Genomic DNA, 13,059 nt, shown 5'->3' with positions numbered 1-13,059 from the left:
GCCTTCTTCCGTGATGAGCCCGTCTGCTTGCAGCCCGCCATGAGCCTCAGTGTTTTTGTCGAGCTGCGGTTCTGGCTGCTGGTGGTGTTTTCGCTGGTGCTGCCAGCGGGCATCTACGCGCTGCTGCTGGCCACTCGCTCCATCTCGCGCATGGCGGTGCTGGGTTTTGGCGTGGCGTTGGTGCTGATTGCGGGGGTGGATGTGTACCTGCTGCAGTCGCTCGCGTCCCTGGCCAAGACCACGCCGTCGCTGGCGGACGACGCGGTGTTCATCTCCGAGCTGTCCATTGCACTGTACGTGCTGCCCGTGGTGTTTGGCGGCATCGGCGTCAACCTGATGTCGCATGTGCTGCTGCGCCACCTGAGCGAGGCCGAAACCCGGTTTGACCGGGAGCATCCCGATGATTGAACGGCGGCCATCCCTCTTCTTGCGCCCCGCGTGGTGCGCGGTGCTGGCGGGTGCCCCGCTGGCCGCGCACGCCCACGGGCAGGAGGTGCTGGCCATGGCCTACGCCCAGGTTGCTGTAGTGGCGGTGTGCTTGCTGCTGGCGTGGTGGGTGCCCCCGCTGCGCGGGGCCCGCTGGTGGGCAGTGCTGGGCTGTGCAGCCGGGGTGATGGTGGCCTGGGGGCGGGTGCTGGATCTGCCCCGCCAGTCCCACGCGGCCGAGATCATGGCCTGGCTGGTGCTCGCGCCGCTGCTGGGCGCCGCTGGGGCGGTGGCCTGGGCGCGAATTCGCAGAGGCCGCGATGGCCGCTGAGTCGGTGCGTGCTGTGCGCTGCATGTGCTCGCGGCTGCGGCATGCCCTGGGTGTGCAACTGTTGGTTGCTATATTTTTTGTAGCTATCACGGCAAGTCCAGCGCGCGCAATCCCCACTTTTGATGAGGTGCGTGCTGATTTCAAGCCTTCCGACACCGTGCTGCTCTCGCGCGAAGGCGAGGTGCTGCAGCGCCTGCGCACCGACCCCACGGTGCGGCGCGGCCAGTGGGTGCCGCTGGCCGACATCTCGCCCGCGCTGCGCCAGGCGCTGGTGCTGAGCGAGGACAAGCGCTTTTTTGAACACAGCGGTGTGGACTGGCGCGCCGCATCGGCCGCCGCCTGGGGCAACCTGTGGAACCAGCGCACACGCGGCGCCAGCACCATCACCATGCAGCTGGCGGGTTTGCTCGATGGCGATTGGCGCCAGGGCCCCGGCGGGCGCACCGTGGTGCAAAAGCTGGGGCAGACGGTGGCCGCCCAGGTGCTGGACCGGCGCTGGCGCAAGGACCAGATCCTGGAGGCCTACCTCAACCTCGTGCCGTTTCGCAGCGAACTGGTGGGCATTGATGCGCTGAGCCGCACGCTGTTTGGCAAGGCCGCGCATGGGCTGGACGACCGCGAGGCCGCCGTGGCCGCCGCCCTGGTGCGCGCGCCCAATGCGCGGCCCGCGCTGGTGGCGCAGCGCGCCTGCGGGGTGCTGCGCGACATGCAGCGAGGTGGTGGTGATGGTGGTGCCCGCATCGACTGCGACGCGCTCGACCTGTTCACCACCGCCGCGCTGCAGCGCCGCGCGTTTGACGCGAGCGAGGGCGTGGCCCCGCACTTTGCGCGCCACCTGCTGCGCCAGCGTTTTGGCAAGGACGCTGCGGTGCCCGAGCGTGTGCAGAGCACGCTGCGCGCACCCCTGCAGCGGTTTGCCGTGCAGACCCTGCAGCAGCACCTGCGCGAGCTGCGCGGCCGCAATGTGGAAGACGGCGCGGTGCTGGTGCTCGACAACGCCACGGGTGCGGTGCTGGCCTGGGTGGGCTCGTCGGGCCAGCTCAGCCAGGCGAGCGAGGTGGACGGCGTGCTGGCGCTGCGCCAGCCGGGCTCCACGCTCAAGCCTTTTCTGTATGGGCAGGCTATTGAACAGCGGCGCCTCACGGCCGCGTCGCTGGTGGATGACTCGCCCGCGCACATCGCCACGGCGGGCGGGCTCTACATCCCGCAGAACTACGACCGGCAGTTCAAGGGCTGGGTGTCGGTGCGCACCGCGCTGGCCGCGTCGCTCAACGTGCCAGCGGTGCGCACACTGGTCATGGTCACACCCGATGCGTTCCACCGCCAGCTGGGCGCCGTGGGCCTGCCGCTGCGCGAAAGCGGCGACTACTTTGGCTACAGCCTCGCGCTGGGCAGCCCCGAGGTGCCGCTGCTGCACCTGACCAACGCGTTCCGCACGCTGGCCAACGGCGGGCGGCTCAGCCCGGTGGCGCTGGCAGCGCCGGTCCAGGGCCGGGCGCCCGCTTTCACGGCGGCCCTGGACCCGCGCGCGGCCTTCATCGTGGGCGACATCCTCTCGGACGGCAATGCACGCGCGCGCACCTTCGGCACCGACAGCGTGCTGGCCACCCGCTTTTGGACGGCCGTGAAAACCGGCACCAGCAAGGACATGCGCGACAACTGGGCCGTGGGCTGGTCGGAGCGCTACACCGTGGGCGTGTGGGTGGGCAACGCCAGCGGCGCGGCCATGCACGACGTGAGCGGCACCAGCGGCGCGGCGCCCATCTGGGCGGCAGTGATGGGCTTTTTGCACGCCCGCGAGCCCAGCCGCGCGCCCAAGGCCCCGGCGGGCCTGCTGCAGGCCGGGGTGCGGTTTGGCCCCGGGCCCGTGGCCGGTGGCCAGCCGGGTGCGGCGCCCGACCCCCGCCCCCCGCTGGAGGCCGCGCGCAGCGAATGGTTTCTGCAAGGCACGCAGCAGGCCTTGTTTGCTATTGATTCAATAGCTGAAAAGGCATATCCATTGCGCGCAGAAGGCCAAAAAAGCTTCAAAAAATCGCCTACTCAGGTGGTAGACGCGCCTTCCGGCCCCGCCCGCATCACCGCGCCCGCACCCGGCACCATCATTGCGCTGGACCCGGACATCCCGCCCGCGCGCCAGCGCCTGCAGTTCACGGCCACGGGCGACGGGCTGCTCTGGCGCATGGACGGCAAGCCGCTGGGCCGGGGCCCGCGTGTGGCCTGGCTGCCCTGGCCGGGGCGGCATGTGGTGCAGATCACCAACGCCCAGGGGCAGGTGCTGGACGAGATCCGCATCGAGGTGCGCGGGGGGGGCGTGGCGGCGGGTTCGGTGGCGCCCCCGATCAGGGCTGCCGCGCATTGACGCGCTCTAATCCGAGGAATACGGTGTGAATTCCCCATTCAGCGTCCCTCCACGGGTCGCCTAAAATGGTTACAAATTATTTCTATGCCCCTTTTGCGCCAGTTCTTTTCGCATCGCCTGATCTGGCTTGCTGTGTTGGTCTCCCTGGGGATCGGTGTGCTGTTCGCACGCTCGATCTGGACCATTCGCCAGGACGAGTGGAACTACGCCGCGCAGACCAATGCCAACCTGGTGCAGACCCTGGAGCAGGGCCTGGGCTGGGTGCTGGAGTCGTTTGACAAATCCCTGGAGGGCGTGGCCCGCGAGGTAAGCCGCCCCGAGGTGTGGGACCTGGCCCCCGAGCTGCGCGCGCGCGCGGTGTTCGACAACTCTCTGCGCGCCCGGGGCACGGGGGACGTGCTGGTGCTCGATGCCCAGGGCAACGTCATCCTGGATTCAGGCTCGCTCACACCGCGCAAAGTCAACTTTGCGGACCGGGACTACTTCCTGGCCTTCCAGAAGGACGGGCACCAGGGCCTGTACATCGGCAAACCCGTGCCGTCGCGCATCACGGGGCTCAACATCCTGCCCCTGTCGCGCGCGTACTTCCATGCCGACGGCAGCTTTGCGGGCGTGGTGGTGGGGGCCGTGCGCCTGAGCTACTTCAACGAACTCTTCGGCGCGCTGGACATGGGCCCCAGCAGCGGCGTGAACCTGTTCCGCAGTGACGGAGTGGTGATCTCGCGCTTCCCTTATGGCGACATGGACGTGGGCAAGACGATTGCCGGGTCGCCCAACATGCTGCGCTTTCAGAAGGAGGGCAACGGCTCCTTTGTGGGCACGGCGGCGCTCGATGGTGTCGAGCGCCTGTATTCCTTCCGGCAGGTGGGCGAGTTCCCGCTGATCATCAACGTGGCCCAGGCCACCGACACCATCCTGAGCAAGTGGTACCGCAGCTCCTTGTGGCTGGGCGGTTTTGCGTTGCTGCTGATGGCCGCCTGCCTGGGGCTGGCGCTGCTGTTCGTGCGCGAGCTGACCCTGCGCCAGCAGGTGGCCGCCCGGCTCAGCGAGGCCGAGCACGATGTGCGCACCATCCTCAACAACTTGCCGTCCATGATCGGCTACTGGGACGCGCACCTGCTCAACCGCTTTGCCAACAAGGCGCATTTCGAGTGGTTCGGCATCCAGCCTGAGCGGCTGCGGGGCATGCACTTCAGCGAGCTGGTGGGCCCCGAGCGTTTTGCGGTGAACAAACCGTTTCTGGAGCGCGCGCTGCAGGGCGAGCCACAGCTGTTCGAGAACACCCTGCTCGACGTGCATGGCGTGTCGCGCCACATCATCGTCTCGTACGTGCCCGACACCGAAGCGGGCGCCGTGCGCGGCATTTTTGTGCAGGCCACCGACATCTCCGAGCGCAAGCGCATGGAGGACGAGCTGTTTGACGAGAAAGAACGCGTGCGCCTCACGCTGCAGTCGATTGGCGATGCCGTGGTCTGCTCGGACGCAAAGGGCTCGGTGACCTACCTCAACCCGGCAGCCGAGCGCCTGACCGGCTGGCAGGCCTTTGACGCCGCAGGCCACAACGTGGACGAGGTCGTGTGCCTGCGCAGCCCCGACAACGACGCCCTGCTGCCCAGCCCGTTGCGCACAGCCATCCAGCAAGCGGCCATGATGGAGGCCGTGCGGGGCGTGGTGGTGCACCGGGGCAGCGGCCAGCGCTTTCAGGTGGAGGAGACCGCCAGCCCCATCACCGACCGCCATGGCGCCGTGAAGGGCGCGGTGGCCGTGCTGCGCGATGTGACCGAAGCCGTGGCCATGGCCGAGCGCATGGCGCACCTGGCGCAGTACGACGCACTCACCGACCTGCCCAACCGCGTGCTGCTGCACGACCGCGCCCAGCTGGCCATTGCCCAGGCACGGCGCGACGGCAAGTCGCTGGCCGTCATGTACCTGGACCTGGATGGCTTCAAGGAGGTCAACGACCGCCTGGGCCACGATGTGGGCGATGTGCTGCTGGTGCAGTTTGCCCAGCGCCTGAAGGCCGCCGTGCGTGCGTCCGACACCGTGTGCCGCCAGGGCGGCGACGAGTTTGTGGTGCTGTTGCCGGGCCTGGAGGGCGCCGAGCCTGCGCGGGCCGTGGCGCGCAAGATCCTCGCCTCGTGCGACGCGCCCTTCGAGCTGGCGGGCGAGCCCATGCGCGTGGGGCTCAGCGGCGGCATTGCGCTGTTCCCGCAGCATGGCGACACCTTCGACGCGCTCTCGCGCCACGCCGACAGCGCCATGTACGCCGCCAAGCGCGGTGGCCGCATGCGCTTCATGCTCTACCGGGGCCCGGATGCGGAGCCCGAGGTGGTGCTGCCCGATGCGGTGGCGAGCATCGAAGGGTGAGTGTCGGCTGAGCGTGGGTGATTTGCTACTCAATTGGTAGCTATCAGCCTAATACCATCGTGCGGGGAAGGCACTTTTTGCTTCAAATGCAGCCGCGCCCCCCGCGCCGCGCACAGAGGCTGCGCTGAAAATTTGTTGCAGCCCCCCGAAATAATTTTGATGGCTGCCCCTGGCGCCTGCCCCTACCATCTGGCGCATTCCCCATCCTGGAGAGCCTGCGTGCCTGACCTGTCCAAAATCACCTGCATCGAAGACCTGCGTGCCATCGCCCAGCGCCGCGTGCCGCGCATGTTCTATGACTACGCCGATTCAGGCTCGTACACCGAGGGCACCTACCGCGCCAACGAAAGCGACTTCCAGCGCATCAAGCTGCGCCAGCGCGTGGCGGTGAACATGGAAGGCCGCAGCACCCGCACCACCATGGTCGGCCAGGACGTGGCCATGCCCGTGGCCATTGCGCCCACCGGCCTCACCGGCATGCAGCATGCCGACGGCGAGATCCTGGGCGCCAAGGCGGCCAAGGCGTTCGGCATCCCGTTCACGCTCTCGACCATGAGCATCTGCTCCATCGAGGACATTGCCGAGCACACGGGCCGCCACCCCTTCTGGTTCCAGGTGTATGTGATGCGCGACCGCGATTTCATCGAGCGCCTGATCGACCGCGCCAAGGCCGCCAACTGCTCGGCGCTGCAGCTCACGCTGGATTTGCAGATCCTGGGCCAGCGCCACAAGGACATCAAGAACGGCCTCTCGGCCCCGCCCAAGCCCACCATCGCCAACCTCATCAACCTGGCCACCAAGCCGCGCTGGTGCCTGGGCATGCTGGGCACGAAGCGCCGCAGCTTCGGCAACATCGTGGGCCATGCCAAGGGCGTGGGTGATTTGTCGTCGCTGTCGTCGTGGACGGCCGAGCAGTTTGACCCACAGCTCAACTGGGGCGATGTGGAGTGGATCAAGAAGCGCTGGGGCGGCAAGCTGATCCTCAAAGGCATCATGGACGCCGAAGACGCGCGCCTGGCCGTCAACAGCGGGGCCGATGCGCTCATCGTCAGCAACCACGGCGGCCGCCAGCTGGATGGCGCGCCATCTTCCATCGCCGCGCTGCCCGGCATTGCCGACGCGGTGGCCCAGATGGGCGGTGGCATCGAGGTGTGGATGGACGGCGGCATTCGCAGCGGGCAGGACGTGCTCAAGGCCCGTGCGCTGGGCGCGCAGGGCACGCTGATCGGGCGCAGCTTCCTGTACGGCTTGGGGGCGTATGGCGAGGCAGGCGTGACCCGCGCGCTGCAGATCATCCAGAAAGAGCTGGACATCACCATGGCGTTTTGTGGGCACACCAACATCAACACGGTGGACCGCTCCATCCTGCTGCCGGGTACCTACCCGGTGTAAGTTAGGCAGAACCTGTTCCCCGAAGGCCGCTTTGCGGCCTTTTTCTTTTTCTGGGGCCGCCACTGAATCCGGTGGGCCGGTTGTGGCGTATTCACCCACAGACGATGTCCCCAATCCGCGAATCCAGACCGATCCCACACAATGGGCGCATGAGCACCCGCCACCCAGACACTGAACTGATGGACCTCCTTGACCGCATTGCCGCGCAGGACGATTCCGCGCTGAAAAGCCTGTACGACCGCACGGCGTCGCAGCTTTTTGGCCTGGCCTTGCGCGTCGTGCGCAACCGCGATGCGGCCGAGGACGTGCTGCAGGAGGCGTTCTTGACCATCTGGCGCAGCGCGGGCAGCTACCGCGCGTCGCTGAGCCCGCCCATGGCCTGGATGGGGCTCATCGTGCGCAGCCGGGCGCTGGATGCCCTGCGCAAGCGCACTTCCGACCGGGCCGATCTCATGAACGAGCTGGACGATGACATGGCGCAGACGCTGGAAGGCGACTCGCCCAACCCCATGGACGCCGCCGACGCCAGCGAGCAGGCCTTTGCCTTGCACCACTGCCTGGGCAAGCTGGAGAGCAAACAGCGCGAGGTGGTGAGCCTGGCCTACCTGCGCGACCAGAGCCACGGCGAGCTGGCCGAGCAGCTCAAGCTGCCGCTGGGCACCGTCAAGACCTGGATTCGCCGGGGGCTGGAGCAACTGCGTGCCTGCATGGCGCGCTATGCCTGAGGTCGTCGCCATGAACATCACCCAACACCCTGATCTGCTGGACCGCCTGGCCGCCAGCTACGCACTGGGCACGCTGCGCGGTGGCGCCCGCCGCCGCTTTGAAACCCTGGCCCGTGAGCACGCTACCGTGCGCGCCGCCGCCCTGGTGTGGCAGACCCGCTGGTCGGGCCTGACCGAGCTGCAGCCGCAGGTGGCGCCGTCGCCCGCCGTGTGGACGCGCATTGACAACCTGGTGCGGGCAGGCCAGCTGGAGCAGGCCATGCTGGCCGCCCGGCAGGCCGCCCCCGCACACGCATCCGCCCCGGCCCCCGGCGGCTGGTGGCGCAACCTGCTGGTGTGGCGCGGTGCCGCCGCTGCCGGTGCCATCGCCACCCTGGCGGCGGTGGTGGTGGGGGTGCAGGTCAACGGCGGCCTGCGCGCCACCACGGGCGCGCAGATTGCGGCCCTGCAGCAGCAACTGCAGGCCACGCCCCAGATCCAGTACGTGGCCGTGCTGGCCGACGACAAGGCGGCCGCATCGATGCTGGTCACCTTCGACCCCAAAAACAACCAGCTGGTGCTGCAGCGCGTGGGCGGTTTCCAGGAGGGGGCGGACAAATCCCTGCAGCTGTGGGCGCTGCCGCCTGCGGGGGGCCCGCGTTCGCTGGGTGTGCTGGGGCAGGACAAACTGCTGACGCTGGTGGCGGGCGAGGCCGATGTGCGCCAGGTGCCTGCGCTGGCCATCAGCCTGGAGCCCAAGGGCGGCGTGCCCAGCGAGACGGGGCCCACCGGGCCGGTGCTGTTCAAGGGCGAGCTGATTCAGCGGATGTTGTGACCGCTGGGCTCGCGGGTTAGCGCCACCCCGCCAGAAATTTTCGGGATTCGTGAATCCGGTTGGCATCGGTGGTCGTATGTAGGTTGCAACAACTTCTTACACCCCCCCATTTATTCACCGGAGACCATGATGACCCACAGGCCCCCATTTCCCCTCCTGGCTGCCGCCGCGCTGACCCTGGTCAGTGGCCTGGCCCAGGCCGATACCGGCAAGCTGCTGCTCACCGGCGGCGTCAGCACCATCGCCGGATCGGCCGGAGGCGGGCTGACCCCCTGGGCCGTGATCGGCAGCAACGCCACCGAAGGCGAGGTGGGCGTCAGCGCCCATGCCACCCGCGCCGCCACGCAGGACTACGGCCTGACCGGCTATGGCGTGGCACTGGGCCTGTACGACCGCCTGGAGCTGTCGCTGGCGCGGCAGGACTTTGATGCCTCGCCCGCCATCGCGCTCAACGGCATTGCACCGTTTGGCGTGACGCCGGGCCAGCACATCAAGATGGATGTGGTGGGTGTCAAGCTCAGGGTGGCGGGCGACGCCGTGCTCAACAGCGACAGCTGGATGCCGCAGATTGCGGTGGGGCTGGAGCACAAGCGGGTGCACCCGGGTTCTATCGGCTCGGTGCTGGATTTTCTGGGCACCAAAACCAGCGGTACCGATGTGTATGTGAGTGCGACCAAGCTGCTGCTGGCGCAGAGCGTGCTCGTCAACGGCACGCTGCGCTACACCAACGCCAACCAGAACGGCCTGCTGGGCTTTGGCTCGGCAGCCCCTGGCAAGAACAGCCGCAGCCTGCAGCCCGAGTTCTCGGTGGCCTACCTCATCAACAAGCACCTGGCCGTGGGCGCCGAATACCGCTTCAAGCCCAACAACCTGCAGGCGTTGGGCGCCGCCGCAGGCCTGGGCGCTGCGCTGCGCGAGGACGACTGGAAGGACATCTTTGTGGCCTGGGCGCCCAGCAAGAACCTGTCGCTCACGCTGGCTTATGTGGACCTGGGCCGCATCGTGCCCGGCATCACCAACAACCGCCGCCAGACCGGGTACTACCTGTCGGCCCAAGTCGCATTTTGAGTGAGGAGATTGTCATGACGCACCCCAAAACCCTCATCGCCCTTGCCATCGCCACCGCCATCGCTGTGGGGGGGGTGCTGGCCCCGCCAGCATTTGCCCAGGGCACCGCCGCCATGGCCACGGCCCCTGCGGGCCTGTACCAGGCGCTGGGCGAGAAACCCGGCATCACCCGCCTGATGGACGACTTTGTGAACCGTGTGGTCAAAGATCCCCGCATTGGCGGCCACTTCAAGGACGTCAAACCCGCCGCCCTCAAGGAGAGCCTGACCGACCAGATCTGCCAGCTGAGCGGCGGCCCTTGCAAATATGAAGGCGCTGACATGAAATCGGCCCATGCCGACATGGACATCAACAAGGGCCACTTCAACGCCCTGGTCGAGGTGCTGCAAAGCGCCATGGATGCCCAGGGCATACCCTTCGCCCAGCAAAACCGCTTGCTGGCCCTGCTGGCGCCCATGCACCGGGACGTGATCACCATTCGTTGAACCACCATGAGAAATACTCTTGTTTTGATAGCTATCAGCGCTTTGTGGACAGGCGCTAGCGCCGGAAATGTCCAGATCCAGGTGCTGGACCGCGAAGGCAAGCCCGTGCCCGACGCCGTGGTGGTGATCTACCCCGGCAACGCAGCGGGTACGCCGCCCAATCTGCTCCAGGCCAGCCCCACCATCGAGCAGGAAAAAATGCGGTTTGTGCCTGCGGTGACAGTGGTCTCGGCAGGCACCACGGTGCGCTTCACCAACCAGGACCGCTGGGACCACCATGTGCGCGGCAATCCCACCGGTGTGGCACCGGCCGCCGCGCCCGGTGCGGCGGCGGCCAGTACCAATTTCGAATTGCGCCTGGCGGGCAAGACCGACGGCAAGCCCGCCAACTTTGCCGACGTGAAGCTGGACGCGCCCGGCGTGGTGCTGCTGGGCTGCCACCTGCACGGCTCCATGCGCGGCCATGTGTTTGTGACCGACTCGGCCTGGTCGCTCAAGACCGACAACGACGGGATTGCGCGCTTCCCCTCCGTGCCCGACGGCGCCGCCCAGGTGCGCGTGTGGCATGCCGAACAGCTCGTGGACTTGCCGCGCAAGGCCCTGAACGTGGTGCCTGGCCCGGTGCTCGACACCGTGCAGCTCAGCGTCGTGCCCCGCGTGCGCCGCGCCCCTCCGGCCACACCCAGCAACACCCCAGGTGGGCCCATGGGCGCTTACAGCCAGGCGCCTGCACAGGGCACCCACGCCCACTACCGCGGGAGCTGACCCACCACCACGGCGGGTGGTCCACCGGGTGGCGGGTCAGCGGGCAGCTGTTTTGCTTGTGGTTCAGCCCGGCAGCTTGAGCCCGCCCGGGCCCGAGGTCACGGTGTTGGCGCTGCTCTTGGTGCCCTGGGCCGGGGGCAGGGGGTTGGCATTGCCCACCTCCTGCTTCACGCTGCCCACCGGGGCATTCAGGTACAGGTACAGCGCCTGTGCATCCACATCGCTGAGCTGGCCCAGCGACTCGAAAGGCATCACCTGGATGGGCGTGCCATCGGGCCGCTTGCCCGTGCGCAGCATGGCCACAAAGCTGGCGGCGTTGGGGTAGCGCGCCAGGGCGCTGTCGGCGCTGTGGGAGCCGGGGCGGATGTCGGAGGCCGCAGGCCAGTCGGGCGGGCCGCCCGGGATCTTGCCGCCCGACAGGTCTGCGCCGTGGCAGCCGATGCACATGTTGGCCACGTACTGGCCGTTGGCCAGCGTCACGCCCGCAGGCACGGGGCGCGAGGGCGCCAGCTGGTGGTCGATGCGCGCGGCAGCGTCCGGAATCACGCCCAGGCCATACAGCACCCAGGCAGGGCGGGGCAGATCGAGCACCGCCTGCTGCGTGCTCTCCTGGGGCGGCAGCTGGCGCACGTACGACACGAGGGCGTTGAGGTCGTCGTTGGTGAAGCGGTTGTAGTCTTCGCTGGGCATCACCATCACGGGGCGGCCATTGGGCTTGACGCCGTGGCGGATCACGCTGTTCCAGTCCTCGGGCTGGTAGCGGCCCACCACACCTGCCGAGGTGATGTTAGGCCCGGCGATGCGCGTGCCCTTGCCATCGTTCACAAACTCGCGACCCGTGCCCTGGGCGCCATGGCAGTCGGTGCAGCCGCGCGACGCATACAGGTAGCGGCCACGCTCAATGGTCTGCGCATCGGTGGTGTAGGCCACGGGGCGGGGCTTGATGTCGATGTAGCGGTTGCGCCGCTGCTCGGCCAGGTACAGGCCGCTGGCGGCGGTGGCGGCCACGATCACGCCCAGCAGCATCGCGCCGCCTGCAGTCCATTTGATCCAGCGTTTCATGGTGGTATCCCTCTTCTTCGATCCAACGACCCAATTGCCGTGTTCAGGCGGCGGATTCTGAATTCGAAGAAGCGGTTTGGCACACCCCCAGGCCGCAGGGCGGGGCGGGGCCGGTGACATTTGTCACAAACGGCCCGTTGGTGTGAGCAAGCGTTGCCTGCTCACACCCATCTCAGCGCTCGACGGTCTTGTTCCAGCGCGTGTTCCAGGCCGGGCGGTTGGCGTTCACGCTGTCCCAATCCAGCGTCACGGCATTTTTCATCCACTGACTGATCTGGGCGACCTGGGCAGCACCTTCGCCCACGGCGGGTGCCTTGGGGTTGGTGGGGATCTGCGCGCCAAACTGCAGCACGTTGGCCTGGGCCAGCGGGCTCAGCAAAAACTCGGCAAGCTTTTGTGCCAGCTCGGGTTCGCTGTTCTTGGCAATCACGCACTGGCCGGTCATCAGCACCACCGAGCCTTCCTTGGGCTGTGCATATTCCACCGGGATGCCCTTGGATTTGAGCGCAGCCACGGCCGTGGGCGTGAGCGGGAACAGCGCGGCTTCACCCGTCTGCACCATCTCCGAAATCTTGGCCGAGCTGGGGATGTACTCCAGCACATTGGGGCCAATCGTCTTGGCCCAGTTGTTGAAGCCCGGCTCCACGTTCTTGTCGTTGCCGCCCTGGATGCGGTTGAACATCAAGAAGCCATGCAGCCCGAACGACGACGACGGCATGGACTGGAACACCACCTTGCCCTTGTACTTGGGGTCGGCAAAGTCCATCCACGAGGTGGGCGCAGCCCAGCCCTTTTCCGCAAACATCTTGGTGTTGTAGGCGATGCCCGTCATGCCCAGGCTCACGCCGCTGGCCAGGTCGTCCTTGAAGCGGGCTGCAGGGTAAATGTCGGCCAGGTGCGGGTTGGGCTTTTGCTTTTCGCACAGGCCCATGCCCATGGCGCGCACCATGATGCCGTCGTCCAGAAACATCACGTGCATCTGCGGCTTGTCCTTGTTGGCCTGGGCCTTGGCCAGGATGTCCGAAGACGTGCCGGGCACCACCACTACCTTCACGCCGTGCAGCTTTTCAAACGCCGGGAACACGTACTGCGTGTACGCCTTCTCCATGGTGCCGCCGTTCATGCCGATGTACAGCGTCTTGGTTTGTGCCACTGCGCCGCCGCTGGCGGCCAGGGCCGTGGCAGCAGCCGCTGCGGCCAGCAGGCCACGGCGCAGGGAAACAACGTTCGAGCGGAAAGCGAAGTTCATGGTGATTGCCTTTCGG

The 13,059-nt window shown here is 67.4% G+C and carries 12 protein-coding genes; 10 read left to right on the top strand and 2 right to left on the bottom strand.

What is annotated here, in order from left to right:
* The first annotated feature begins 39 nt into the window (after positions 1-39).
* The 10 genes from A1D30_RS13605 (at position 40) to A1D30_RS13560 (ending at position 10,732) form a co-directional block, all read left to right on the top strand.
* Entirely contained in the window at positions 40-408 is a 369-nt protein-coding gene (locus A1D30_RS13605) for a hypothetical protein (protein ID WP_063461250.1), read from the top strand.
* Positions 401-757 carry a hypothetical protein gene (locus A1D30_RS13600; RefSeq protein WP_131798461.1) on the top strand — a complete coding sequence of 119 codons (357 nt, stop codon included), beginning with the start codon at positions 401-403 and terminating at the stop codon, positions 755-757. The genes A1D30_RS13605 and A1D30_RS13600 overlap by 8 nt, the downstream gene beginning before the upstream one ends.
* Positions 758-779: 22 nt before the next feature.
* A complete protein-coding gene (gene pbpC / locus A1D30_RS13595) occupies positions 780-3,116 on the top strand; it encodes a penicillin-binding protein 1C (protein ID WP_063461394.1) in 2,337 nt (778 codons plus the stop codon).
* An 84-nt stretch (positions 3,117-3,200) separates the two neighbouring features.
* Positions 3,201-5,483 (top strand): diguanylate cyclase, encoded by a 2,283-nt coding sequence (locus tag A1D30_RS13590; protein WP_063461248.1) that lies wholly within the window; start codon positions 3,201-3,203, stop codon positions 5,481-5,483.
* A gap of 219 nt (positions 5,484-5,702) precedes the next feature.
* Positions 5,703-6,875: an alpha-hydroxy acid oxidase gene (locus A1D30_RS13585; RefSeq protein WP_063461247.1), complete on the top strand. Its 1,173-nt coding sequence runs from the start codon at positions 5,703-5,705 to the stop codon at positions 6,873-6,875.
* Positions 6,876-7,024: 149 nt separating this feature from the next.
* The gene (locus tag A1D30_RS13580) at positions 7,025-7,600 is read left to right on the top strand and encodes a sigma-70 family RNA polymerase sigma factor (RefSeq protein ID WP_063461246.1); all 576 of its coding nucleotides are present in this window, start codon (positions 7,025-7,027) and stop codon (positions 7,598-7,600) included.
* 10 nt (positions 7,601-7,610) lie between these two features.
* A complete protein-coding gene (locus tag A1D30_RS13575; protein ID WP_063461245.1) occupies positions 7,611-8,414 on the top strand; it encodes an anti-sigma factor in 804 nt (267 codons plus the stop codon).
* 129 nt (positions 8,415-8,543) lie between these two features.
* The gene (locus A1D30_RS13570) at positions 8,544-9,482 is read left to right on the top strand and encodes a DUF3034 family protein (RefSeq protein WP_063461393.1); all 939 of its coding nucleotides are present in this window, start codon (positions 8,544-8,546) and stop codon (positions 9,480-9,482) included.
* 14 nt (positions 9,483-9,496) lie between these two features.
* Positions 9,497-9,967 carry a group 1 truncated hemoglobin gene (locus A1D30_RS13565; protein ID WP_063461244.1) on the top strand — a complete coding sequence of 157 codons (471 nt, stop codon included), beginning with the start codon at positions 9,497-9,499 and terminating at the stop codon, positions 9,965-9,967.
* A gap of 6 nt (positions 9,968-9,973) precedes the next feature.
* Entirely contained in the window at positions 9,974-10,732 is a 759-nt protein-coding gene (locus A1D30_RS13560; protein ID WP_242421883.1) for a plastocyanin, read from the top strand.
* A 63-nt stretch (positions 10,733-10,795) separates the two neighbouring features.
* Here the strand turns inward: A1D30_RS13560 and A1D30_RS13555 are convergent, their stop codons facing one another.
* Together A1D30_RS13555 and A1D30_RS13550 are read right to left on the bottom strand one after the other, a co-directional pair.
* The gene (locus tag A1D30_RS13555) at positions 10,796-11,794 is read right to left on the bottom strand and encodes a cytochrome c (RefSeq protein ID WP_063461242.1); all 999 of its coding nucleotides are present in this window, start codon (positions 11,792-11,794) and stop codon (positions 10,796-10,798) included.
* Positions 11,795-11,966: 172 nt separating this feature from the next.
* Positions 11,967-13,043, bottom strand: a complete 1,077-nt coding sequence (locus tag A1D30_RS13550; RefSeq protein WP_063461241.1) for an ABC transporter substrate-binding protein — start codon at positions 13,041-13,043, stop codon at positions 11,967-11,969.
* Positions 13,044-13,059 lie beyond the last annotated feature (16 nt).

Source organism: Acidovorax sp. GW101-3H11, from assembly GCF_001633105.1.
GTDB lineage: Bacteria > Pseudomonadota > Gammaproteobacteria > Burkholderiales > Burkholderiaceae_C > Acidovorax.
This window is presented reverse-complemented; position numbering and strand designations above follow the sequence as displayed.